Source organism: Rheinheimera sp. F8 (genome assembly GCF_001518915.1).
The window spans coordinates 2464158-2488387 of sequence record NZ_CP013656.1 but is presented as its reverse complement, the minus strand read 5'-3'; the positions used below and the strand labels follow the sequence as shown (position 1 = coordinate 2488387).

The window sequence follows — 24230 nt, the reverse complement described above, 5'->3', positions numbered from 1 at the left end:
AACTCTAAATATTCTATGCCACAAGCTCAGCATATCGCCGACATCATCATGCGTGGTTTTCGCCGCCATTTCCGGTTGTTTCAGCAAATTACCGCCAATGCGCAACAAAGATTCGCTGCCGCCGACTGGAGCGGTTTTTTAACCGACAATGCCGAACGCATCTCTTATTACGACACCAGAGTCAGCGAAACTATCGCCGTGCTACAACAGGAATTACCGGTCCATTGTCTGGATAAAGCCTTGTGGCAGCAAGTGAAACAGCATTATCTGGTTTACCTGCAATTCCACCCGCAGGCTGAACTGGCAGAAACCTTTTATAACTCGGTGTTTTGCCAGCTGTTCGACCGGCAATATTTCCATAATCAGAATATTTTTGTTGAATCAACCTTAAGCAAACAGCAATTGCCGGCGCCGGTGGCCTCGGTCTATGACAGTTATTTTCCGGCACAAGATGGCTTGCGCCAGTGTCTGCGCCGTATTCTGAGCGGTTTTAGTCTCGGTGTGCCTTTTGAAGATTTGGACCGTGACATCCGCCTGATCGTCAAAACCTTTGTGGCTCAGTCCAGCCATGGCCGCCATCCGGTCCATCAAATCCGTTTTGATATTCTAAAATCGGTGTTTTATCGCAATAAAGCAGCTTATGTGGTGGGCCGGGTGGTCAGTCCGGATGGCCAGCAGCCATTTATCATGCCGCTGCTCCATCAGCGCAGCCGCGGGCTTTATGTCGACAGCCTGCTCACAGACACCCAGCAAATGACCATCATCTTCGGTTTTTCCCGCGCCTATTTTATGGTCGATGTGCCGGTCCCTTCGGCCTTAGTGCATTTTTTAAAAGAACTGTTGCCGCATAAGACACTGGCTGAGCTGTATGCTTCCATCGGCCTGCATAAACAAGGCAAAACCGAGTTCTACCGGGAGCTGCTGCAACATCTGGCGCAAAGCCGCGATGCTTTTGTCGCGGCCCCCGGTATCCGCGGCATGGTGATGATGGTGTTTACACTGCCGTCATTTCCTTATGTGTTTAAAGTGATCCGCGACCGCTTCGCCGATACCAAACCCTTTGGTCGCGATACCGTTAAACGCCGCTATCACCTGGTCAAAACCCACGACCGGGTCGGCCGGATGGCTGATACACTGGAATATTCTGATGTTGCATTGCCGAGAAATCGCTTTTCGGCGGAACTACTGGCTGAGCTGCAACAAAGCATCGCCAGCTCGCTGGTGATCGAAGATGAGCTGGTGGTGATCAAGCATCTGTATATCGAACGCCGTATGTTGCCGCTGAATCTGGCGCTGGAGCAGGCCGGACCGGAGGAAAAACGCCGGCTGATGCAGGATTATGGTCAGGCACTGAAAGATATGATTGCCGCCAATATTTTTCCCGGCGATATGCTGCTGAAAAACTTTGGTGTCACCCGTCATGGCCGCGTGGTGTTTTACGACTACGACGAAGTGCAGTATTTGCTCGATATGAATTTCCGCGCTATACCAGCGCCACAGAACTGGGACGATATGCTCAGTGCCGAGCCCTGGTATCCAATCCACCCGGGCGATGTATTTCCGGAACAGATCGCCACTTTTGTCACAGCCCAGCCCGAACTGCGTGAGCTATTGCAGGCGCTGCACCCGGAACTGCTCGATGCCAGCTATTGGCAACAAAAACAGCAACGTATCCGTAGTGGCATAGTGGAAGATGTCTTCGCCTATCCGCAGCAGCAGCGGTTTGTCCGTTTGTACCCGCAGGAATTCAACCCGAAAAGCTAAAACACACTTCAGCACGGAACTACGTTAAAATGCCGGCCTTTTCAGCGGTCCGGATTTTATTTTGGCTAATGTAGTGCTGGAGCTGCGCCTGCGCGAGCTCGCTAAAACCACCAAACCTTTTAATGCCCGCGGCAGCAAAGTGATCCGTTGTGACGGTTGCCTACTGCCGAAAGCTGATTGTATCTGCGCGGCTATTCCAGCGCCTTCAGCCCGTAGCGCGTTTTTATTTCTGATGTATACCGGTGAATGCTATAAACCCAGCAACACAGGCCGGTTGATTGCGGATGTGGCCGCAGACAGTTATGCCTTTGTCTGGGATCGCACCAATCCGGATCCGGCATTACTACAACTGCTGCAGCAGCCGGACTACGCCCCCATTTTGGTATTCCCGCATGAATATGCCGCAGCTGAACGTTGCATCAGTACTGTCCCGGCCGTACTGCAAACAGGCACGAAGAAGCCACTTTTTGTGATGCTGGATGGCACCTGGCGCGAAGCTAAAAAGATGTTTACTAAAAGTCCCTATCTGGATGATTTTCCGGTCCTTGGCATCAATCCAACTGTCTCTTCAAGCTATTTGCTGCGCGAAGCTGTGCATTTGCATCAGCTATGTACTGCTGAAGTTGGCATAGAAGTGCTGCAACTGGCCGGCGACCATCAGGCATCACAGGATTTAACCGGTTATTTCCAGCATTTTCGTCGCCAATATATGGCGGGCAAACCGCATCTGCATTTTGACGAGAGCTAATCTGCATTCGCATAAAACTGTAGTAGCTGACCAAGTAACCAACCTGGTGCGTCCAATACCAGATCATGTCCGGCGTCAGGCAGCTGCCGATGCGGCACCTGCCAGTATTCTGCCAGCCGTTGGCTGCAGATCGGATGAACCAGCTGGTCCGCGCCACCGCTTAACAATAATATCGGGCATTGTGGTTTGGCTGGCAGACTAAACCGGCTGGCGGCCATCAGTTGCCGCAGCACATTGCGGCGCAGCACCGGCCTGTGTCTGGCAATATCAACGGCATGAAGTAATTGTTGTGGCTGCCAGTACTGGCTGGTCAACTGTAAGATCAGCCGTTCCCGTTGCAGCACAGGCGCAAAAAAAGCACTTAATACTTTCGGATACTGTTGCCAGCGTAAACGCTGATAAAATGGTGTAAGCGCGCCGGCACTGGTATTTATCAATACCAGAGATGCGACCTGTTGCGGTGCTAAGGCTTCCAGTTGCACGGCGAGCATGGCTCCAAGTGACATCGCCACCAAATGCCAGGGACCGGGATGCTGCCGGCGTATTCTGGGCAACATCAGTTCTGCCAGCCGCGCCATATCCGCCGGGCTTTGCTCCCGATGAAACTGACCCATCCCGGGCAGATCCTGACACAAAACTAACCTTCGGCTCTGCTGCGCCAGCGTTGTCGGGAAATCCCCCCAATGTGCTCTCTCGCGGGCTAAGCCGCGTAACAACACTACTGGCTGTACCATAAGTCATTCGCCTCCACGGCATTGCGACTATCCACTGTGGGCAGCCAATGTGCCGAAGCTGCCGTCGCCTGTAGCAAAAATTCGAACAAAATCAGGTGGCTGCGCAACACCCGTTTCACCCGGTGTGGTTTCACCGGATGGAACAAACCATGACTTTTAAATAGCTGAAACGGATTTTTCCGCACCCAATTCCAGGAGCCCATTTCCAGCGTCAGTGGCAGCATCAGGTGGTTATGCAATAAAGATTGATCAAACAGGTGGTCCCATAAATCACCGTGACATAAATAATGCCGGCACTGTGGCTCAAAAATGTAATTCTGATGTGGATAAGTCTGAAACAATAATTCCCGTAGCCGGTGCATTTGCGCCAGATGGGCAATCGGCTGCGTACTGGATTTCGCGTAAGGAAACCACAAGCGATCGGTCTGACCAAAACCGGAATGGCAATCCAGTACCAGTGAAAACGGTGCGCTGAACAACCGTTGCTGCACGAAATCGCACAACACCCGGCTTTCTGTTTCCAGCTGGTCGGCAGCGCCGCGAAACCAGGGAATAAATTTACTGTAACGTTGGCCACCGACTAAAAACGCCGCACCTTCCACACAGTCTTGCGGGCCATTACGCATTAAATCGACATGCCGGGCGTTAGAGCGCCAGCCCCGCGCCATTCCACCCGGGTTCAGCAAAGGCAATATATAAAGCTGGACCCGGTCGAACAGCGCGGCAAATTGCTGGTCCCAACGCAACCTGCTACACAAACTTTCCAGATAGGCCAACAACACCTGCGTGCCGATCCGTTCCAGCCCATGAATGCCACCCGTGAGCAACAATACCGGCTTGTCTGGCGCTGCATTGCCGATAGAGATCGCGTAAAGCGGAAATTGTTGGTCAGCAGCGCTGATCATCGCCAGGATCTGCGCACTGACGGGCGCTGGCGCATGCCGTAGCAGCAATTCCAGCTGATGCAGCTCTGGCAGAGAATCTTGCAAAGCCACTCCGGCAATAGTGGATAAAAACTCAGCATAAGGCACCACTGCCGCAGTTTTATGGCAATTTAGTGAAATTTCACCGCAAGCCACTGCTGGCCTTATCGTCAGTAGCGGACCATAGCCCGGCTGTGGCATAGTACCCGAAGGAATTATGCAATGGACCACACCATGACGTGCAAAACGCTGTTATTGCTAAGCCTGGTACTGCCAGCGCTGGTTGCCTGTCAGAACCCGCAACGCGGCAGCGAAGAATATTGGTTCAATAAGATGCGTGACGAGCAGCGCGCGCAGTGCCGGCTATTGCCGTCACCGTTGTCCGAAAGCTGCCTGAAGGATGTAGCGTCGAAAAAATACGAGGATTTTCAGCGCCAGCGTGACGGCGCTGAAAGCTGATTAAAGTGGGTCTAACTGATAAAAATCAACCAGTTTGTCTGAGCCCGGTATAATTTTTTGTCCGGCAGGCCGCATGCCGGTTTTCACAAGGATACGCTTGGACGCTAGGTTATCCGGCGACACGATGCCGCAAAGTTGATCCAGACCCAACACATCACGGGCATAAGCGACTACCGCTAACGCCGCCTCTGAGGTGTAGCCCTGTCCGCTATACTGGCGGAACAAAGCGTAACCGACATCCGGGAGCTGCAAATAATCTCGTTGCACCAGTCCGCACAAACCTAAAGTGGCGTTATCGGACAACCGCTCGACCAGAAATAAACCAAAGCCATGTTGCTGATAACTGGCGATTGCACCGTTAAGCAGATACTGCTCCGCCTGCTCGAGATTCCGCACTTGTTTATCACCGATATTCTGCAGAAACTCAGGTTCATTGACTAACAGCAGCATAGCCGGCGCATCTTTCAGTTCGGCGTGACGTAAGCGCAATCGGTCGGTGGTCAGGACTGTAGACATCAACTTTTCTCCCAAAAGAGCTGAATAAAACAAAGCCAGTCTTTGACTGGCTTTGTTCAGCGATTATCCGACGCGTTTCTGGTCTTGTTCTGCCAGTTTAGTCAGACTGGAACTTAACAATTCTTCGTCGGTTTTGCCTTCCCAATAATGGGCATTCTTAATACCGAGTTTTTCCGGATGGAATACCGGATCTTTGCCTTCCGCTTTTTGTGCTTCATAGTCACGCAAGCATTTAAAGGCGGTTTTGTGCAGCAGGATAATGGCAATGATGTTCAGCCAGGCCATCAGACCGACGCCAATATCACCCAATGCCCATGCCATATCTGCAGTTTTTACTGTGCCATAGACCACAGCCGCCATGATGCCGATTTTCAACAGGAAACCCAGCCAAGGCCGCGATACTGTGCGGTTGATATAGGCAATATTAGTTTCAGCGATGTAGTAATAAGCCACGATGGTAGTAAAAGCGAAGAACAACAGTGCAAAGGCTACGAACATTGAGCCAAATCCCGGCATGACGTTTTCAAGCGCGGTCTGGACATAACCAGGACCAGCTGCAACACCAGCCACACCGGTATAAATGGCCTGACCATCAGCAGCCTGCACATTGTACTGGCCAGTGATTAACAACATAAATGCAGTGGCGGAACAGACAAACAGCGTGTCTACATATACTGAAAACCCTTGTACCAGACCTTGTTTGGCCGGATGGGACACCGCAGCTGCCGACGATGCGTGTGGACCTGTACCCTGGCCGGCTTCATTTGAATAGACGCCGCGTTTAACGCCCCATTCGATTGCCAGGCCCAGAATAGCGCCATAAGCCGCTTCAGTGCCAAAAGCACTATTGATAATCAGTTTTAACACTACTGGCAATTGATCAATGTTTAATGCAATGACCACACAAGCCACAATAATGTATCCCAGCGCCATAAACGGTACGACGATTTCAGCAAAGGTTGCGATACGCTTTACACCGCCAAAAATTATAAAGCCAAGCGCAATAGCGAGAACTCCGGCTGTGACATTTGGTGAAACACCGACTGCCGTTTCCAGACTGGACGCGATAGAATTTGCCTGCACACCTGGTAATAAAAGACCCGTTGCAATCACTGTCGCGACAGCAAAAATCCAGGCATACCATTTCATGCCCAGACCTTTTTCGATGTAGAAGGCCGGACCGCCGCGATACTGGCCGTTGATTTTTTCTTTATAAACCTGGCCTAAAGTCGACTCGACAAACGCCGAACTGGCGCCTAAAAATGCCACCATCCACATCCAGAATACCGCGCCCGGACCACCAAAAGTGATCGCGGTTGCGACACCAGCGATATTGCCTGTGCCAACCCGTCCGGCCAGCGTCATCGTTAATGCCTGAAACGACGAAACACCACTGTCAGAGCTTTTGCCGTCAAACATCAGCCGGATCATTTCGCGCACATGACGTAATTGCAGGAAACGTGAGCGTATGGAGAAATACAGGCCCACCCCGAGACAAAGTGCGATTAACGCCTTGCTCCAGATGATGCCGTTCACCACAGCAACAAATTCATTCATTAGTACATTCCTCGGAGATTGTTATAGTGCGGTGCTATTGCTGCACCGTTGTCTGACAAGAGTCTGGCAAGGTCAGTAAGATGTCCCAAAGCCCACGGCAGATCAGCGTCATAAGATAACGACTAAAGTCGGATGCGCCCAGTATTATTTCGCTAATGTACGGCAGTTCTGCCGGGAAAAGCGGCAAAATGAGCAGAGGTAGGAGTAGTTTCAGCGCAGCTGCCGGTGCACTGACGTAAGCTGCTGCATTTGTTTCTGGATCCATTGCTGGCGTTTACGCACATATGGCGATGGCGCCTGAACCAAAAAACGGTGGGGGTTTGGCAACACAGCAGCCAATAATGCGGCTTGCGGCCGGGACAGTCGGGCCGCTGAAACGCCAAAATAACGCTGCGCCGCCGCTTCTGCGCCAAAGATACCAGGTCCAAATTCGACGCTGTTTAAATAGACTTCCAGAATGCGATTTTTGCCCCAGGCCCCCTCGATCAATAGGGTCAGGCCGCTCTCCAGGCCTTTACGCAACCAGCTGCGGCCAGTCCATAAAAATACGTTTTTAGCTGTTTGCTGACTGATTGTCGAAGCGCCACGCACTTTGCGGCCTTTGCTGTTATAGACCAGTGCTTTTTCAATGGCCTGCAAATCAAAGCCACTGTGTTGCAAAAATTTCTGATCCTCTGCTGCGACCACCGCCTGCATCAGATTTGGTGATATCTGCGTTAACGAACGCCACTGATGTCGTGCCTGATACTGAGTTTTACCATCCAGCCAGGCACTGAGCTGACGCTCCAGCATCACGCCGGTATAAGGCACAGGCAAGTATGCAAACAGCAACACCAGCGTCAGTACGCCAAGACTGCAGTAACGCAGCAGCAACAGCAGCGGGCGGAACAGAAAATTGAGGGATAATTTCAGCAAGTGATTGCAGACATTGAACAAAACCGGAGACCAGTCTAACTTGGTACTCCGGCTTTTAATAGTCAGAAAAAGTACAGTTTAACTGCGCTCATCCGCAGCCTTTTGCAGTAAACGCCGGCTTTCCTGCAGGAATTGGCTGGCAAGGGGACCAAAAAACTGCTGACCTTTGGCAAATTCTGCCATCAGTCCGGCTTTATCGCGCGCCGCCAGTAAATGTGATAACTGATTAAATCTGTGCTGATAACGCTGCAATAGCCCGGTAACAGCGACTGAACTCAGCATGATATCGGCATAGAGTTCGGCGTTCTGCGCAAACAGCCGGCCTACCATTGCCAGTTCCAGCCGGTAAATTGGCGAACTCAGCTCCAACAGTTGTGGCAAATCTGCCTGTTCTTCTGCCAGATGGACACCATAGACCAGTGAACTGAAATGGCGCATCGCCTGAATTAACTGCATCAGTTCATCGTGTTGCCGGGCATCTTTTTCGGTCAATACCGCGCCCCAGACACTGAACTGCTGCAATAACCATTGATATTGCTCTGCTGCACGACCGTGACAAACCACAACCACTTGTTTAACTATATTACTGATATCCGGGCCAAACATTGGATGCAGGCCAAGCACTGGCCCTGCATGTTGCTGTAGCATGGCAGCTAATGGCGCGGCTTTGATACTGGTAATATCGGCCAGGATACAGTTTGCCGGCAGCGTTGGAAGTTGCCGGATCACCTGTTCAGTCACCGCAATAGGTACTGCGAGTAATACAAGAGATGCATCAGCACAAATTTCTGCTGCCTGTGGCCAATCCGTTTGTTCCAGCACTGACACAACAAAACCCGAGCGCTGGAACAAACTAACAAAACGTTGACCCAGTGCGCCACGGCCACCGACTACAACGACCTTGCCGCCGCCTTCACGACAGCAGACAAAACCGGTTTCCTGCGTGGAATAGGATTCACGCATGACCCGGCGCAGTACATCTTCCACCAGCTCCGGCGACACACCTACTGTTTCTGCCTGTGCTCTGCGCGCCTCCAGCAACGCCTTCTCGCGCTCTGGCACATACAAAGGTAAGGCATATTGCTGTTTAACCTGACCGACCTGCGCCGTGACTTTGGCTCTGGCCGCTAAAAGCTGCACCAGCTGCGTATCAATCGCATCAATTTGCTGACGCAGCGGCGCCAACTCAGCGGCAGAAGCGGCTTGCGCCGAAGTAGAAATTGTCATGATGTTCCTCAGGCCGCCTGGCACACGCCTAACATCTGATGGTGCAGACCTGCCAAAAGTTGTGCTGTTGTCGCCCAGTCAATACAGGCATCAGTGACTGATACACCATATAACTCAGCCTTGCCGTTAACGATATTCTGTTTGCCACCACAGATGTTACTTTCCAGCATCAGGCCAATAATAGCGTCATTGCCCATCACCCGTTGTGCCACCACAGCTTCTGCCACCAATGGCTGCCGGTTATGGTCTTTGTTGGAATTGCCGTGGCTGCAATCAACCACAATGCCACGCGGTAACTGATGTTTGTCGAGTACGGCGACAGCCGCATTGATGCTTTCTGCGTCATAGTTCGGCTTGCTGCCGCCACGCAGAATAATATGTCCATCCGGGTTGCCCGCGGTTTGCACTAAAGCCACTTCGCCGCGTTGGTTAATCCCAATAAAACTATGCGGACTGGCAGCAGACTGCAGTGCGTTTAAGGCGATATTCAAATTACCATCAGTACCATTTTTGAAACCAACCGGCATCGATAAGCCGCTGGCCATTTCACGGTGGGTTTGGCTTTCTACTGTACGGGCGCCTATTGCCGCCCACGACACCAAATCTGACAGATATTGCGGGCTGATCGGGTCCAGAGCTTCAGTTGCCGTTGGCAACCCCATCTCAACAAGCTTCAGTAACAGCTCACGGCCGCGCGTCAGGCCGGTTTCCAAATCAAAGGAGTCGTCCAGGTGCGGATCGTTGATATAGCCTTTCCAGCCCACTGTTGTGCGTGGTTTTTCAAAATAGACCCGCATCACAATGTACAGACTGTCAGCGTATTTTAACTGCAAGGTTTTCAATTTTTCAGCGTAATCAATCGCCGCAACCGGATCATGGATCGAGCAGGGCCCGGTGATCACTAATAACCGTTTATCCCGGCCATGCACAATATCGGCGATCTCCCGGCGCGATTGTTGTACAAACAAGGCTCCCTGTTCTGATAATGGCAGCGCTTTTTTCAGCACCAGCGGCGGACTCAACGGTTTTTCCGCCAGAATACGTAAATCGTCAACTATTTTGCTCATCGCGTTCGCTCCTAAACTCAGCGGAAGTAAGTGTCAATTCGACTGGCCTTCCCTTAAAATCACATGTACATATATATGTACACTCTGTATTTTTATAATTACAATTTGCCGACATCTTAAAAAGCGCACGAAGTAATGTCAATGCCAGAAGTCAATAAATATGGCTAACACAATTAACATTGCGAGATAGTTACTTTTGTACACTTTTAATTACAATGTGAATTTTTGAGATCGACCATTTTGATCAAAACACAGCTTTTCTCCCGTTCTGACCAGCCCAGCGAACATTTTCCAGCCAGCGCTTGCCTGACCAGCCCGAGCTGATTACAGTTAGGATCCCGGAACTTCAAAGGTGTAGCAGCCGCGTGTCTAAAATACGAATCTGCAGCAATATTACTTTGCTACTGATGCTGGCCCCGGTGTCTGGCGCAGAGATCCGGGTATTGACGGAACACCTGCCGCCATTTCAGATTGATACACCTGGCGCTGCAACTGGCTTTGCTACCGATATAGTGCGGCAAACATTTCAGGATGCCGGGATTTCCTATCAGATTGAGTTTCAGTCCTGGAGCCGTGCTTACCAATTGGCTTTGCGTGACCCAAACACTTGTATTTATTCTATTTCTAAAAGCAAAGAGCGGCAGGCGCTGTTTCAGTGGATTGGCGAGCTGTCGTATAACACAACCGCAATTTACGGCATGGCGAGCCGGAGGGACATAAATCTGCAGTCGCTGGAACAGGCAAAAAATTATGTCACCGCGGTAACAAGAGACGATGTCACACATCACTATTTACTGCGGCATGGTTTTGAAGAAGGGAAAAATCTGTATGTGCTGGAAAATGTCTCCAGTATGCTGAATGTGCTGGCAAACCGGCGTCAGGGCATCGATTTGGTCATCATTAATGAAACCATTCTGAAGTATCGTGCAATAGAAGCCGGCCTGGCACCGGCTGAATTTCATAGACTGCTGGTGTTACCTGATTTGCCGCTGGACTTTCATCTGGCCTGCAGCCTGAAAACGCCGCCGGCCGTATTAACGCAATTACGCCACAGTCTGCAGGCTCTTAAAGCAGATGGCCGTTTTGATAAAATTGTCGCCGGCTGGTCAGAACGTCTGAACTAACGCTCAAACCCGCGCGGCTACAAACTCTTCTTCGGCGGCAATGCCACATTTGCAAAGATAAAACCTGCCACCAGAGACATAAAAATCAAAAAAGTCTGTTGGCCGATATGGTCGGTTGGCACCATATGTTCACCCGAGATAAAACTATTCAGGCCAATATAAGTTTTACTGCCTGGCACCAGTACAATCATGCCTTGCAACGAAACGATACTGGCTGGAGCATTCATCAATCGGGTAAACAAATTGCCATACACGCCAACGGCAAAAGCACCGACAAAAGCACCCAACGCTAAATCAAGATAGATCCCACCAAGCTGACTGGCACCATAAGCGATAAAGCCAGACATCAGGCCCCAGCTGATATGTTTGCGCCGGGCGCGAAAAACGATCACCAGGGATCCACATAAAATGGCGACAGCAAGCCAGGCCGTCCAGGCTTCAACCGCCTGCGTCGGCACATAATCGACTTTACCAAACAGGCGCTCGCCTAAGGCCATGCCTAGAAAGGCGCCAAAATACAATTTAAACAGGATCATGACGGCATCCATGATCCTGGCCGTGCCGGACACTAAATGCCGGGCAGCGGTTTCAGCAAAACCCAGTGTCAGGGCGAGCCCGGGTATAAACACGATAATCGCCGACAACACGACGATAGGGATATTTATTCGGGGATCAATATATGCAGCAAGTGCAGTGGCGCCTAAGGCTGAACTCATCGCCACCAGCGGTTCCAGCATATGAGTAACACGGCGGCTTTTTTCGGCCCACAGCACAAATAAATAGACGATTAAACTCAGACCAGTGGCATAAGCCACATCGAGCCAGCTGGCACGCATCAGCATGGCAAAAGCACCGCCGGCGGCACCATAAGCGAAAAAAGTCGCCCAGCGTGAGTATGGATTCGGCATCACCGCAATAGTATTCAGCCGCTCAGTCGCTTCTTGCAAAGTCATCTGATGCTTCAGTACGGCATCCACTACTTCGTCTGCACGCGATAAAGAGCCTAAATCCAGATCGCCAGGCATCACCCGCGCAACATGGGTATATTCGCTGTCTTCACCCGGTACCCAAATGACAAAAGTAAGTACGGTTGGGGTAATCGCAAATGAAGCACCAATATTGAGATCTTTGGCTACGTCCTGCAGGTGCGCTTCCAGTCGGTACGCTGGTGTGCCGAACTTATGCAGCATCTTGCCAAGCTTGACGATAAACTTTCGTTTTTCATTGAAATCAGAAGATTGCACTGGATTGTCCTTGTGGCACGGCTACCCGTCTACAGTTTGTTCATTCCATACTAACAGTGCAGAGTGACAAAACAAGGGATTAGACTAAGGTGATGATTTAATTGCTGTACTTTTAGCCGTCAGCCTGAATTTGCAGTAAAACGGACAATGAAGATCGTAGCAGGTCAGGAATTCATTTGAGATAAAGTGTATGACATTACCGGGCGTGATGAGGCATAAAAAAAGGCTGCCCGGGGGCAGCCTTCAAGTGCTTAGTTAAGCTTTTCGCGGATACGCGCTGATTTACCTGAACGATCGCGTAAGAAGTAAAGCTTGGCACGGCGTACTGCACCACGACGTTTCAGCGTGATGCTGTCAATCATTGGGCTGTGCGTTTGGAATACACGCTCAACACCTTCACCGTTCGAAATTTTACGAACTGTGAACGCTGAGTGTAAACCACGGTTACGTTTGGCAATAACAACGCCTTCGTAAGCCTGCAGACGAGTTTTATCGCCTTCTTTAACTTTAACTTGAACAATCACAGTGTCACCTGGACCGAAAGCTGGAACGTCTGTTTTCAGCTGTTCGTTTTCAAGTTCTTTGATGATGTTTTGGCTAACTTTGCTCATAACAATCTCACTTTACCTGGATAAACTATCGTTGCTACAACGCCTGGTGTTCCAATTGGAACTCTTCCAGAAGTTTGCGTTGCTCCTTAGTCAGAGCCAGGACATTTAACAATTCCGGACGCCGAAGCCAGGTTCTCCCGAGAGACTGCTTCAAACGCCAGCGTCTGATGTTTTCATGGTGTCCGCTGAGTAGTACAGCGGGAACCTGTTTGCCGTCTAACACTTCTGGTCTGGTATAGTGCGGACAATCCAGCAATCCGGAGGCAAACGAATCCTCAACTGCTGACATGTCATGCCCCAGTACGCCTGGTACCAGTCGCGATACCGCATCAATCAGCGTCATCGCAGGCAATTCGCCCCCACTCAGCACGTAATCGCCGATTGACCATTCTTCGTCAATTTCCGACTCTATTACGCGTTCATCAATCCCTTCGTAGCGACCTGCTACCAGCAACAGCTTTGGACGTTTCGCCAGTTCCGCGACCCCTGCCTGATCTAACTTACGGCCTTGCGGCGATAAGTAGATGGTATGGACCCCTTCCCCTGCGGCAGCTTTGGCGGCGCGAATTGCGTCGGTCAACGGCTGCACCATCATCAACATACCGGGACCGCCACCAAAAGGTCTGTCGTCAACAGTGTTATGTCTGTCCGAGGTAAAATCCCGCGGATTCCAGCACTGTAATTCAATCAGGCCATTTTTGACTGCCCGGCTGGTCACACCATATTTTGTGATTGCCTCGAACATCTGCGGAAACAGGGTTATCACCCCAAACCACATGTTGTACTGTCCGGACATTAAAAATCTGGGTCCCAGTCGACGATAATTCGTCCTTGCGCTTTATCCACAGTTTTGATGACAGAATCAGTCAAAAATGGAATCAAACGCTCTTTCTTACCAAATGCATCGGTCCGGTTTGCCTTCACAACGAGAACGTCGTTTGAGCCCGTTTCCATGATGTCATCCACTACGCCTAAGTCATAACCGGCTTCGTTTACCACGGTCAGACCCATCAGGTCTTTCCAGTAAAAGTCACCGTCATCAAGCGCGGGCAGACTGGTTTGAGTCACAGCGATTTCCGCATTCACGAAAACTTGTGCCTGGTCCCGGTCACTAACACCTTCCAGTTTGACGATTAAGCCATTGCTATGGCGTTTCCAACTGGAGATTTGCACTGGTTGCCATTTGCCCTGAGATTGGATCTGCCAGGGTGTGTAATCAAAAATCCCTTCCGGGATATCTGTGTAGGAAATTACTTTTAGCCACCCGTTGATACCGTAAACAGCACCAAACTTACCTAAGACAACTAAATCTTTACCCATCAAGGTTAATTCCTACCCAGTTTGCTAATTAAGCAGCAGCTTTTTTAGCAGCTTTTACCAGTGACGCAACGCGATCGCTCAGAGATGCACCTTGTGCAACCCAGTGATCAACGCGGTCCAGGTCGATGCGCGCTTTCTCTTCAGAACCGCCAGCGATTGGGTTAAAGAAACCCACGCGCTCAATGAAGCGGCCATCACGAGCAAAACGGCTGTCAGCGACCACAACTTGGTAAAATGGACGCTTTTTCGCGCCACCACGTTGTAAACGAATAGTTACCATACCGTCCTCTATTTCAATCGTTCAGGTTTTTGTAAATCAAAATCCCCGCGGTCAGGCCGCAGGGACGCCGAATTGTACGCGTTTTTCATTGTAATGCAAGGGATTTCAGGCTTTGCAGCCGGTTATCAGGCCAGTAATGCCAGTGGATGACTCTGTGGATAAGCTCTTGACAAGCTGTTGGGACAAGCGCTGAAGATACTGTGCGGATCACAAGGATCCAGCATGAAAATCGCTGCAGTCATCAGGCGTTTACTGAAGCGACATGGCAATTCTTAAGGCCATAAATACAAAAAGGCCACTGCGATGCAATGGCCCCTTGAACTAGTCCGTTCGAAGATTAACGTCCGCCGCCCGGCAAACCTGGCGGTAATTTACCACCCATCGCCCGCATCATTTTCATCATGCCACCTTTGCCACTCATTTGTTTCATCATTTTTTGCATCTGAGTGAATTGCTTCAGCAACTGATTGACGTCCTGCACTAAGGTGCCCGATCCGGCCGCGATGCGCTTTTTCCGCGAGCCTTTAATCAAATCCGGGAACTGGCGTTCTTTTGGCGTCATCGAATTGATGATGGCTTCCATTTTATTAAAGCTTTTATTGTTGATCTGATCTTTGGCGCCAGCCGGCAGATTCTTCATGCCCGGCAATTTGTCCAGCATCGACATCATGCCGCCCATACTGCGCATTTGTACCAGCTGGTCACGGAAATCTTCCAGACTAAAACCCTGACCCTTCATCATCTTTGCCGCGACTTTAGCAGCCTGATCGCGATCAACTTTCTGTTCCAGCTCTTCAATCAGGCTAAGAACATCGCCCATGCCGAGAATTCGCGATGCGATCCGATCCGGGTGGAATGGCTCTAAGGCATCGGTTTTTTCGCCCATACCGATAAACTTAATCGGTTTACCAGTGATGTGGCGGATAGATAAAGCAGCGCCACCGCGGGCATCACCGTCGGCTTTGGTCAGGATCACACCGGTCAGTGGCAGTGCTTCGTTAAAAGCTTTAGCGGTATTGGCGGCATCCTGACCTGTCATTGCATCAACAACAAACAGCGTTTCAATTGGTTTGATCGCCGCATGTAACGCTTTGATCTCATCCATCATTTCACTGTCGACGTGTAAACGGCCAGCGGTGTCGACCAACAGGATATCGTAGAAACCTAACTTAGCCGCGCTGATGGCTGCATTGGCGATATCCACCGGTTTTTGTGAAATATCACTGGGGAAAAACTCAACGCCTACATCTTTTGCCAACGTTTCCAGCTGTTTGATTGCCGCAGGGCGATACACGTCCGCCGATACCACCATCACTTTTTTCTTTTTACGTTCTTTTAAGAACTTGGCCAGTTTCGCCACTGAGGTGGTTTTACCTGCGCCTTGTAAACCGGCCATCAATACCACAGCCGGTGGCTGCGTATTCAGGGTCAGCTCTTCATTGGCTTCCCCCATCGCCTCTTCCAGCGCTTTTTTAACGATTTTGAGAAATTCCTGACCTGGTGTCAGACTCTTACTGACTTCAAGGCCTACCGAGCGCTCTTTCACCTGATTGACGAAATCACGTACGACTGGCAACGCCACGTCAGCTTCCAGCAGCGCCATGCGCACTTCACGCAAGGTTTCCTTGATGTTGTCTTCGGTCAGGCGGCCACGGCCACTGATATTTTTCAGCGTTCGGGTCAGGCGATCCGACAAATTCTCAAACATGGTCAAATCCGGTTCTGTCAAAAATGACCGCGATTATAACAAAGCAGGGGCAAGGCGTCAGCCTCAGGCTCTGTCAATCTGTCGCCTCTTCCCATACAATGCAGAAAAATATGCATTCAAATTGGAATTATTTGCATGTCGGCCGCATTCTTGCCTGTACTCGCCCTGTTATGTTACCTGGTCGCTGCTGTGATTGTGTCGCAGCGGCTTTATCACGCCGATGGGCCACGCCTGAAATTGCTGTTTTCAGTCGCCATTGCCGGCGTAGTCCTGCATATGCTGGGACTAAGTCAGAGCCTGTTTACTGCAGCAGGCCAGAATTTTAGCTTGCTGAATGTCAGTTCTCTGGTGTGCTGGCTAATTACCGCAGCTTTTACTGTCACCGCGCTGCGCACGCCGATTTTGTTACTGTTACCTATCGTGTATGGCTTTGCCGCTATGGTGCAACTGGCTGTCATTCTGTTGCCAGACGCTGTACAGCTGCAGCATTTTGAACACAGCCCCTGGTTGCTTATCCATATCATGGTCGCGTTTATTGCCTATGTGATTCTGATTATGGCGACTTTATATTCATTTCAGGTCAGCCTGATCAGTCAGCGGCTGAAACAGAGAACCCCGCTGCCAAGTGGCACTGTATTGCCACCTTTGATGCAGGCCGAACAACTTCTGTTCCGGCTGATTTTATTAGGCACTGTTCTACTGGGCATTACTGTATTCAGTGGCGCTGTGTTTAGCCAGGACTGGTTTGCCCGTCACAACTTGCATAAAAACGTACTGAGTACGCTTGGCTTTGTCGTTTTTGTCGTGTTGTTAGCGGGTCATCGGTTAGCCGGGTGGCGTGGACGGATCGCCAATGGTCTGACGATGAGCGGTAGCCTGTTACTGACTTTAGCTTACTTCGGCAGTCGCTTTGTGCGCGAAGTGCTGCTGTAGTCTGACTTGACGCTGTATCTGATTTCGCATATTAATTGAGGCTGAACGGCAACACAGGCATATTCCGACTTGGACGCAATCTCTACCAGCACGCTGCTGCTCATTCTGGCGTTTCTGGTGCTCTGCTCTGCTTATTTCTCCGCAACTGAAACTGCGATGATGTCGGTAAACCCCTACCGGCTGAAGCATTTATTAACCGAAAATCATCCCGGCGCCCAGCGTACGCATGCTCTATTACAACGACGGGACCGGCTGATTGGTCTCATTCTGGTCGGCAACAATCTGGTGAATATTGCCGCGTCAGCGATTGGTACAATTATCGGGATGCGTCTGTATGGTGACTATGGTATTGCAATTGCAACGGCCGTACTGACCCTGATAATTCTCATTTTCGGTGAAGTCACCCCGAAAACTTTGGCGGCATTACATCCGGAACGCGTCGCATTTCCCAGTAGTATATTGTTACGTCCGCTGATGAAGGTCTTTTACCCAGCGGTCTGGCTGGTTAATCATATTTGTAATAGCTTTCTCGGCTTGTTTGGCGTCAGTGCTGAACAACATCACGGTCACAGTCTCAGTAATGAAGAACTCAGGACTGTCGTGCACGAAGCCAGTGCTATATTGCCAGGTCAGCATCAGAGTATGCTGGTTGGTGTACTGGATCTGGAAAAAGCGACAGTTGAAGACATTATGGTGCCGCGCAACGAACTGGTTGGTATCGATATCAACGACGAGTGGAAAGATATCCTGCATCAACTGTCCATCACCCAGCACAGCCGTATTTTGCTGTACCGGGATAGCGTCGACGATGCCCTTGGTTTTTTGCACACGCGAGACATTATGCGGCTGGTGCTGAAAGAGCAGCTGAATAAAGCCAGTTTGTTACGGGCGGTGCATGATATTTATTTCATTCCGGAAGGCACCAGCCTGAACACCCAGTTAGTGAAGTTCCAGCATTCTAAGGAACGGATTGGCCTGGTGGTCGATGAATTTGGCGATATTCAGGGTTTGGTGACGCTGGAAGATATTCTGGAAGAAGTTGTTGGCGAATTCACCACAGATACCGCCGAAGCCAATAGTGAAGAGATCCGACCGCAGCCAGATGGCTCTTTTCTGGTTGAAGGCAGTATTAACCTGCGCGACCTGAACCGCGAGTTGCATCTGAACTTCCCTACCGACGGCCCGAAGACTTTTAATGGACTGGTGCTGGAGTATCTGGAAGACATCCCGCAATCAAACCTCAGTCTGAAACTGCTGGGATATCCTTTGGAGATCGTCGAAGTGCAGGACAATATGATAAAACTGGTCCGGCTTTATCCACATTTGAAGCAAGATTAAACCAGCTAAAAATCCCGAAAAAGCAAAGACTTGTAAAATAATTAAAAAAAACACAAATATTTCTGAACTTTCTTTTGCCGGCTTCGTCTGACTATTTGAATGGATTCTGCCAAGTTTTTGTTTTCATCCCTGGATTCTCCCTATCCTTAGTTTTACGGCCACTGATGTGGCCGTTTTTTTTGCCTGCTACTTATGACACAGAGCAGTTAAACCGCAGCCAGATGATAAAAAGCCCGCATTTTTGCGGGCTCTGGGTACGTCAATGCAACATGCTGCCGGCTAACAAGGTTTCTCAGCGAAATACTGTTGCAGGTACTCATCAAAACCGACGGTGTCCGCAGCTTCAATCTGTTGCTGCTCCTTCAGTGAATCTGCCGCCATCTGCATAAACTCGGCCTGCTGATAATGCTGATAATCACTGGCTAATAACTGCTGACGATACAAATTTGTCAGTTGCAGATTAACCTGGCCATTATCCTGTTGATTGGCCTGTAACATCGCCAGCATTTTGCCGGATGGTGTCCGCGCCGGGTCCAGTAAGCTCAGATAATACTGCTTCAGAACACTCTGGTAAGATCGGGCCGGGTCATCGGCACTTTGATAAGCATCATCCAGCCATGCCGCCAATGGCGACAGCTCAGCAAAAATCTCTTCTGCCCAGTCCTGCATCAACCGTGGCTGTCCGTCCTGATCTAATTCAAGATTCAACCGGCGACCATCGGTCACGACCTTTTTCAGATTCTGCTCTGTGACGGCCTGCGCCTGCGCATCTTGTTCCGGACTCTCTTCGAGCAGGCAATACAACAAAAACAAATCGAGAAAGCGCATTTGCTCGGCAGTGATCCCGACTGCACAGAATGGGTTCACATCCAGCGCACGTACTTCAATATACTCGACACCGCGCTTGGCTAGTGCACAAGTCGGCCGTTCACCGCTTTTGATTGTCCGTTTTGGCCGGATGGTCGAATAAAACTCGTTTTCAATTTGCAGGATATTGCTGTTCAGTTGCTGATGTTCACCTGTGTTTTCTTGTCCAATCCCCTGGTATTCAGGCGACGGCGTCGTGATCGCCTGATGCAACCCGCGAATATATTCCGGCAGATTGTTATAGGTAATCGCCAGACTGGACTGTGCACTGTTGGTATAACCCAAATCGCTCATCCGCAGTGAAGTGGCATAGGGCAGATACAAAGTACCGCTGCCAAGCGTCTGGAAACTGTATTTACTTTGCCGCCCCTGCAGAAATGATTTACACATTGCAGGCGACGCACCAAACAGGTACACAATCAGCCAGACATAACGCTTATAGTTGCGGATCAAATGCAGGTACTGTGCAGAAATAAACTCCTGCAGCGGCTGCGTATCACCAAGCATTTGCTGGTAATGCTGCCAGAAAGCCTCTGGGATTGAGAAGTTAAAATGCACGCCGCTGATGGCCTGCATCATGCTGCCATAGCGGTTCTTCAAGCCCTGGCGGTATAGCGTTTTCATTTTGCCAACATTCGATTCGCCATAATAGGCCAGTCGGATCTCGTCCTGATGCGCAATATAACAAGGCATACTGCCGGCACCGATCCGCTCATCCCCCAGCTGACGCATGGCAAAACGGTGAATATCGGTGAGCTGCGCCAGAGTGGTTTCAATGCTGGTCGTTGCCGGCGTAATAAACTCCAGCAAAGATTCGGAAAAATCTGTGGTGATCAGCGGATGCGTTAATGCCGAGCCCAGCGCCAGCGGGTGATCCTGCTGCGATAAACTGCCATCGGGCCTGATCCGTAAAGTTTCGCGTTCAATACCGCGACGAATACCAGTGATGTCGTTGCGCCACGGCGCGGTGCGCAAAGCGGCGATACGGGAGGTAAACAGCTGACTCAATTGCATTCCTTATCGGGTGATCAATGCACCCTCTAGTGTGAAAACGCGGCAGCAAGGCGCGGTCCGGATCCCTATCATTGGGGAGCTGAGCGTAAAAAACAAGGGAAGTTCAGCCTATTCCTCTTCTTCCTGTTGTCGGCGTCTGGACTGCTGACGTTGTACAATCAACCGCATTATATCTTTCCAGGACACAATACCCAGCAGCTTATGCTGTTGATTTGTCACCAGTAAACAGCTGATGTTGCGTTCAATCAATAAAGTTGCGGCCTGGATCACGGAAGTATCTGGCCCGACACAGACGACGGGACTGGTCATAATCGAACGTACTTTCCGACCTTGCGCAAACAGTTCTGCCGTTTGTTCTGAAGCTGAATCGACGACCGGACTCATCGCTTTATAAAAATCTTTGACCGACACAATACCAACGACCCGTTGCATACTGTCCACCACAGGAACATGTTGGTAATGCGCTTCGGTAAATATACTGCGCAGGCTGGCCAGGGTTGCTTCCGTATGTGTCACAACCACTTTTTTCGACATAATGGCGTCGATGGACATTGAGCGCCTCCGGTCAATTTCATTTATGAATCATTACTCTACCACTTGCAGCTGTCGAATCGCAAAGTGCAGCAGGTCAACGACAATTGCCCGTTAGCAGCAGCCAGGAATTCAGGTACACTGTGAGAAAGAACGGATTTTGGCAAGGGGTTCCCGATGAATGTTGCTTTGTATTGTCGCTTGCTGTGTGCTGCGCTGCTGGCGTTCGCCGTCAATGCTCAGGAATATTATCGCTGGCAGGATAACAACGGCCAGTTACATGTCAGTCAGACACCTCCGCCTGCCGGTATCGACTACGAAATTGTCGATACCCAGGCAAAGTCAACAGTGACCAAAGTGAAAGTCCCAGCTGCGGCCATACCAGTTAAACCGCTGGACGCAAAACAGATAGCGGCGTTAAACCAACAGGTTGAACAGGTTAATCAGCAACTGAAACAACAGAACTGCCAGCAGGCACGGATGAATAAACAGCGGCTGACGGCAGAAGCACCTGTATCTATAACCAATGCCGAAGGCGCAGAAGTTGCTTTAACAATGGAAATGCGGGCAGAGCAACTGGTGGTCACTGAACAACATATTCGCGAATTTTGCCAGCCAGAGTCCCCAGCCCCACGCAAAAAATAAAACAGCACACCGCCGCGTTTATGACGACGCAGCGGTGTGCTGTTGCATGCAATGATGCTCAGTGCAGGGGTTGGCTACTGATAATGAATTTATCAGCGGCAACATCAATGCGGATCAGGCTGTTGGGCGGGATATCGCCCCGCAACAGACTTTGCGCCAATGCGTTTTCGACATATTGCTGTACCGCGCGTTTGAGCGGCCTTGCCCCAAATACCGGGTCAAACCCAACTGCAGCAATGTGCTCAAGTGCGGCTTCGGACACCTCCAGACCATATTGCCGTTCAGCCAGCCGTTGCCGTAACCGATTTAGCTGGATACCTGCGATATTCTTAATTTGCGCATGATCGAGCGGATGGAACACCACCGTTTCATCGACACGGTTTAAAAACTCCGGTCTGAACTGCTGCGTCAGCACCTGCATCAGCATGCTTTTCATTTGCTCATAACTTTGGTCGGCATAGTGCTCCTGGATAAGATCTGAGCCTAAGTTCGATGTCATGATGATCACGGTATTCTTAAAGTCGACGGTACGGCCCTGCCCATCAGTCAACCGGCCATCATCCAGCACTTGTAGCAGGATGTTAAACACATCCGGATGGGCTTTTTCCACTTCATCCAACAACACCACTGAATAAGGCCGGCGGCGTACCGCTTCAGTCAGATAACCGCCTTCTTCATACCCGACATATCCCGGCGGTGCACCGACCAGGCGTGACACCGCGTGTTTCTCCATAAACTCCGACATATCAATACGTACCAACGCATCTTCACTGTCAAACAGGAAATTGGCCAATGCTTTAGTCAGCTCAGTTTTACCGACACCAGTCGGGCCTAAGAATAAAAACGACCCAATCGGTTTATTCGGATCAGACAAGCCGGCACGCGAACGGCGAATCGCATTCGATACTGCCGCCACCGCTTCAACCTGGCCGATAACCCGGCGCGCCAGCGCTTCTTCCATTCTGAGTAGTTTGTCGCGCTCACCTTCGAGCATTTTGCTGACCGGGATGCCGGTGGCTTTGGACAGTACTTCGGCAATTTCCTGCTCCGTCACTTTATTGCGCAGCAGTTTCATTTCATGCATTTCAGCCTGTGAAGCCAAATCCAGCCGTTTTTCCAGCGCCGGGATCCGTTCATATTTCAACTGTGACATGCGGTTCAAATCGCCGGCACGTCGCGCTACTTCCATATCAAGCCGTGCCTGTTCCAGATCGGCTTTGATACTTTGTGTGCCTTGTAATGCAGCTTTTTCCGAACTCCAGACCTCGTCCAGTTCGTTGTATTTAGCGTCCAACTCACGAATTTGCTCAAGAATAAAATCACGGCGTTTTTTACTGGCATCGTCGGTTTCTTTCGATAGCGCATTGTCTTCCAGCTTCAGCTGAATAATACGCCGCTCCAGCCGGTCCAGTTCTTCAGGTTTGGAATCCATCTGCATCCGGATGCTGGATGCCGCTTCATCAATTAAATCAATGGCTTTGTCGGGTAATTGCCGGTCTGCCACGTACCGGTGTGACAACATCGCCGCGGCAACTATCGCCGGATCTGTAATATCGACACCATGGTGCAACTCATAGCGCTCTTTCAGGCCGCGTAAAATAGCGATGGTGTCTTCCACTGAGGGTTCTTCCACCAGCACTTTTTGAAAACGCCGCTCCAGCGCCGCGTCTTTTTCGATGTATTTGCGGTATTCATCCAGTGTGGTTGCGCCTAAACAATGCAGCTCACCGCGCGCTAATGCCGGTTTTAACATATTGCCGGCATCCATCGCGCCATCGGCTTTACCGGCGCCGACCATCGTATGGATTTCGTCAATAAACAGAATGACACGGCCTTCTTCTTTAGCCAGTTCACTGAGTACCGCTTTTAACCGCTCTTCAAACTCGCCGCGATATTTGGCGCCAGCCAGCAATGCGCCTAAATCCAGCGACAGCACCCGTTTGTCTTTTAAACCTTCCGGCACTTCTTTATTGATAATGCGCAGTGCCAGCCCTTCAACAATGGCGGTTTTACCAACGCCTGGCTCGCCAATCAGCACCGGATTGTTTTTGGTACGGCGTTGCAGCACCTGAATACAACGGCGGATCTCTTCGTCGCGGCCAATGACCGGGTCTAGTTTGCCGGCTTCGGCGCGGGCAGTCAGGTCAATGGTGTATTTATTCAGTGCCTGCCGCGTATCTTCAGCGTTTGGATCATCGACTTTCTGACCAGCTCGCATTTGCTCGATAGCTTTTTCTACCGCATCTTTACTGACACCCAGACTTTTAAATAATGCACCGAGTTCGGCTTTGTCCTCACAGGCCGCCAGCACAAACAATTCACTGGAAATAAACTGGTCTTTGCGCTTTTGCGCCAGTTTGTCACACAGATTCAGCAGGTTGATCATGCTGGCCGACAGCTGCAGATTACCTTCAGTGCCTTCGACTTTCGGCAACCGTTCAATCGCCTGCGAAATTTTTGAGCGCAGGTCATGCAGATTGACGCCTATTTTGCTCAGCAGATCACGGACGGAGCCCCCTTCCTGATTCAGCAAAGCATGCATCAAATGTACAGGCTCAATAAACTGATGGTCACGGCCAAGCGCCAGCGACTGAGCTGTAGCGATGGCCTCCTGAAACTTGCTGGTGAAGCGATCTAAACGCATTGGAATACTCCCATCTGAAAACCTTGTTATGGCATAGATGGGGAACGCCTGCTGTTTTTTC

23 protein-coding genes are annotated in these 24230 nt (G+C 50.5%); 7 read left to right on the top strand and 16 right to left on the bottom strand.

Annotated elements, in window-relative coordinates; all coding sequences use genetic code 11:
• Positions 1–15 precede the first annotated feature (15 nt).
• Together aceK and ATY27_RS11135 are read left to right on the top strand one after the other, a co-directional pair.
• A complete protein-coding gene (aceK, locus tag ATY27_RS11140) occupies positions 16–1764 on the top strand; it encodes a bifunctional isocitrate dehydrogenase kinase/phosphatase (RefSeq protein WP_208930720.1) in 1749 nt (582 codons plus the stop codon).
• Between the two features lie 61 nt (positions 1765–1825).
• A complete protein-coding gene (locus tag ATY27_RS11135) occupies positions 1826–2512 on the top strand; it encodes a tRNA-uridine aminocarboxypropyltransferase (protein WP_244151275.1) in 687 nt (228 codons plus the stop codon).
• Here ATY27_RS11135 and ATY27_RS11130 read toward each other — a convergent pair.
• Positions 2509–3246 carry an alpha/beta hydrolase gene (locus ATY27_RS11130; protein WP_208930719.1) on the bottom strand — a complete coding sequence of 246 codons (738 nt, stop codon included), beginning with the start codon at positions 3244–3246 and terminating at the stop codon, positions 2509–2511. The two genes, ATY27_RS11135 and ATY27_RS11130, sit on opposite strands and share 4 nt — an antisense overlap.
• Positions 3231–4235 carry a M14 family zinc carboxypeptidase gene (locus ATY27_RS11125; protein WP_244151274.1) on the bottom strand — a complete coding sequence of 335 codons (1005 nt, stop codon included), beginning with the start codon at positions 4233–4235 and terminating at the stop codon, positions 3231–3233. Before ATY27_RS11125 ends, ATY27_RS11130 begins: the two co-directional genes overlap by 16 nt.
• A 168-nt stretch (positions 4236–4403) precedes the next feature.
• Here ATY27_RS11125 and ATY27_RS11120 point away from each other — a divergent pair, with 168 nt between their 5' ends.
• On the top strand, positions 4404–4628 hold the full coding sequence (locus ATY27_RS11120) for a hypothetical protein (protein WP_208930718.1): 225 nt from the start codon (positions 4404–4406) through the stop codon (positions 4626–4628).
• Here the strand turns inward: ATY27_RS11120 and ATY27_RS11115 are convergent, their stop codons facing one another.
• From ATY27_RS11115 to ATY27_RS11095, 5 genes are all read right to left on the bottom strand, one after another.
• Complete coding sequence (locus ATY27_RS11115) at positions 4629–5144, bottom strand: GNAT family N-acetyltransferase (RefSeq protein WP_208930717.1); 516 nt, start codon at positions 5142–5144, stop codon at positions 4629–4631.
• A gap of 63 nt (positions 5145–5207) precedes the next feature.
• Positions 5208–6701: an alanine/glycine:cation symporter family protein gene (locus ATY27_RS11110; RefSeq protein WP_208930716.1), complete on the bottom strand. Its 1494-nt coding sequence runs from the start codon at positions 6699–6701 to the stop codon at positions 5208–5210.
• Between the two features lie 210 nt (positions 6702–6911).
• Positions 6912–7637: a monofunctional biosynthetic peptidoglycan transglycosylase gene (gene mtgA / locus ATY27_RS11105; RefSeq protein ID WP_244151273.1), complete on the bottom strand. Its 726-nt coding sequence runs from the start codon at positions 7635–7637 to the stop codon at positions 6912–6914.
• Between the two features lie 57 nt (positions 7638–7694).
• Positions 7695–8843, bottom strand: coding sequence for a bifunctional chorismate mutase/prephenate dehydrogenase (gene tyrA, locus ATY27_RS11100; RefSeq protein ID WP_208930715.1), 1149 nt, complete (start codon positions 8841–8843; stop codon positions 7695–7697).
• Between the two features lie 8 nt (positions 8844–8851).
• Positions 8852–9910, bottom strand: coding sequence for a 3-deoxy-7-phosphoheptulonate synthase (locus ATY27_RS11095; protein WP_208930714.1), 1059 nt, complete (start codon positions 9908–9910; stop codon positions 8852–8854).
• A gap of 365 nt (positions 9911–10275) precedes the next feature.
• Between ATY27_RS11095 and ATY27_RS11090 the strand changes: the two genes are divergently transcribed.
• Positions 10276–11034 carry a transporter substrate-binding domain-containing protein gene (locus ATY27_RS11090; protein ID WP_208930713.1) on the top strand — a complete coding sequence of 253 codons (759 nt, stop codon included), beginning with the start codon at positions 10276–10278 and terminating at the stop codon, positions 11032–11034.
• Positions 11035–11051: 17 nt separating this feature from the next.
• On the opposite strand, the gene ATY27_RS11085 is transcribed toward ATY27_RS11090, so the two are convergent.
• The 6 genes from ATY27_RS11085 to ffh all read right to left on the bottom strand — a co-directional run bounded on the left by ATY27_RS11085 (position 11052) and on the right by ffh (position 16197).
• Positions 11052–12278, bottom strand: a complete 1227-nt coding sequence (locus ATY27_RS11085; RefSeq protein WP_208930712.1) for a threonine/serine exporter family protein — start codon at positions 12276–12278, stop codon at positions 11052–11054.
• Between the two features lie 251 nt (positions 12279–12529).
• Complete coding sequence (gene rplS / locus ATY27_RS11080) at positions 12530–12889, bottom strand: 50S ribosomal protein L19 (RefSeq protein ID WP_208930711.1); 360 nt, start codon at positions 12887–12889, stop codon at positions 12530–12532.
• Between the two features lie 34 nt (positions 12890–12923).
• Positions 12924–13667, bottom strand: a complete 744-nt coding sequence (trmD, locus tag ATY27_RS11075) for a tRNA (guanosine(37)-N1)-methyltransferase TrmD (protein ID WP_208930710.1) — start codon at positions 13665–13667, stop codon at positions 12924–12926.
• 17 nt (positions 13668–13684) lie between these two features.
• Complete coding sequence (gene rimM, locus ATY27_RS11070) at positions 13685–14209, bottom strand: ribosome maturation factor RimM (RefSeq protein WP_208930709.1); 525 nt, start codon at positions 14207–14209, stop codon at positions 13685–13687.
• Positions 14210–14237: 28 nt separating this feature from the next.
• The gene (gene rpsP, locus ATY27_RS11065) at positions 14238–14489 is read right to left on the bottom strand and encodes a 30S ribosomal protein S16 (RefSeq protein WP_208930708.1); all 252 of its coding nucleotides are present in this window, start codon (positions 14487–14489) and stop codon (positions 14238–14240) included.
• Between the two features lie 337 nt (positions 14490–14826).
• The gene (ffh, locus tag ATY27_RS11060; RefSeq protein WP_208930707.1) at positions 14827–16197 is read right to left on the bottom strand and encodes a signal recognition particle protein; all 1371 of its coding nucleotides are present in this window, start codon (positions 16195–16197) and stop codon (positions 14827–14829) included.
• Positions 16198–16332: 135 nt separating this feature from the next.
• On the opposite strand from ffh, the gene ccsA reads away from it, so the two are divergent.
• Together ccsA and ATY27_RS11050 are read left to right on the top strand one after the other, a co-directional pair.
• Positions 16333–17130 carry a cytochrome c biogenesis protein CcsA gene (gene ccsA / locus ATY27_RS11055; RefSeq protein WP_208930706.1) on the top strand — a complete coding sequence of 266 codons (798 nt, stop codon included), beginning with the start codon at positions 16333–16335 and terminating at the stop codon, positions 17128–17130.
• Positions 17131–17199: 69 nt separating this feature from the next.
• Positions 17200–18468: a CNNM domain-containing protein gene (locus ATY27_RS11050; protein ID WP_208930705.1), complete on the top strand. Its 1269-nt coding sequence runs from the start codon at positions 17200–17202 to the stop codon at positions 18466–18468.
• 279 nt (positions 18469–18747) lie between these two features.
• Here ATY27_RS11050 and gshA read toward each other — a convergent pair whose 3' ends face one another.
• Together gshA and ATY27_RS11040 are read right to left on the bottom strand one after the other, a co-directional pair.
• On the bottom strand, positions 18748–20343 hold the full coding sequence (gene gshA / locus ATY27_RS11045; protein WP_244151271.1) for a glutamate--cysteine ligase: 1596 nt from the start codon (positions 20341–20343) through the stop codon (positions 18748–18750).
• A 114-nt stretch (positions 20344–20457) separates the two neighbouring features.
• On the bottom strand, positions 20458–20901 hold the full coding sequence (locus ATY27_RS11040) for a CBS domain-containing protein (protein WP_208930703.1): 444 nt from the start codon (positions 20899–20901) through the stop codon (positions 20458–20460).
• A 156-nt stretch (positions 20902–21057) separates the two neighbouring features.
• Between ATY27_RS11040 and ATY27_RS11035 the strand changes: the two genes are divergently transcribed.
• Positions 21058–21525, top strand: a complete 468-nt coding sequence (locus ATY27_RS11035) for a DUF4124 domain-containing protein (protein WP_208930702.1) — start codon at positions 21058–21060, stop codon at positions 21523–21525.
• 58 nt (positions 21526–21583) lie between these two features.
• Here ATY27_RS11035 and clpB read toward each other — a convergent pair whose 3' ends face one another.
• On the bottom strand, positions 21584–24169 hold the full coding sequence (gene clpB, locus ATY27_RS11030; RefSeq protein ID WP_208930701.1) for an ATP-dependent chaperone ClpB: 2586 nt from the start codon (positions 24167–24169) through the stop codon (positions 21584–21586).
• Between the last annotated feature and the right edge of the window lie 61 nt (positions 24170–24230).

Coding starts and splice junctions, on each gene's coding strand:
- rplS (WP_208930711.1), bottom strand. CDS start 12,889: ATGAGCAAAGTTAGCCAAAACATCATCAAAGAACTTGAAAACGAACAG.
- rimM (WP_208930709.1), bottom strand. CDS start 14,209: ATGGGTAAAGATTTAGTTGTCTTAGGTAAGTTTGGTGCTGTTTACGGT.
- tyrA (WP_208930715.1), bottom strand. CDS start 8,843: ATGACAATTTCTACTTCGGCGCAAGCCGCTTCTGCCGCTGAGTTGGCG.
- ATY27_RS11115 (WP_208930717.1), bottom strand. CDS start 5,144: ATGTCTACAGTCCTGACCACCGACCGATTGCGCTTACGTCACGCCGAA.
- ATY27_RS11040 (WP_208930703.1), bottom strand. CDS start 20,901: ATGTCCATCGACGCCATTATGTCGAAAAAAGTGGTTGTGACACATACG.
- trmD (WP_208930710.1), bottom strand. CDS start 13,667: ATGTGGTTTGGGGTGATAACCCTGTTTCCGCAGATGTTCGAGGCAATC.
- aceK (WP_208930720.1), top strand. CDS start 16: ATGCCACAAGCTCAGCATATCGCCGACATCATCATGCGTGGTTTTCGC.
- ATY27_RS11120 (WP_208930718.1), top strand. CDS start 4,404: ATGACGTGCAAAACGCTGTTATTGCTAAGCCTGGTACTGCCAGCGCTG.
- clpB (WP_208930701.1), bottom strand. CDS start 24,169: ATGCGTTTAGATCGCTTCACCAGCAAGTTTCAGGAGGCCATCGCTACA.
- ffh (WP_208930707.1), bottom strand. CDS start 16,197: ATGTTTGAGAATTTGTCGGATCGCCTGACCCGAACGCTGAAAAATATC.
- ccsA (WP_208930706.1), top strand. CDS start 16,333: ATGTCGGCCGCATTCTTGCCTGTACTCGCCCTGTTATGTTACCTGGTC.
- ATY27_RS11110 (WP_208930716.1), bottom strand. CDS start 6,701: ATGAATGAATTTGTTGCTGTGGTGAACGGCATCATCTGGAGCAAGGCG.
- ATY27_RS11130 (WP_208930719.1), bottom strand. CDS start 3,246: ATGGTACAGCCAGTAGTGTTGTTACGCGGCTTAGCCCGCGAGAGAGCA.
- ATY27_RS11035 (WP_208930702.1), top strand. CDS start 21,058: ATGAATGTTGCTTTGTATTGTCGCTTGCTGTGTGCTGCGCTGCTGGCG.
- rpsP (WP_208930708.1), bottom strand. CDS start 14,489: ATGGTAACTATTCGTTTACAACGTGGTGGCGCGAAAAAGCGTCCATTT.
- ATY27_RS11095 (WP_208930714.1), bottom strand. CDS start 9,910: ATGAGCAAAATAGTTGACGATTTACGTATTCTGGCGGAAAAACCGTTG.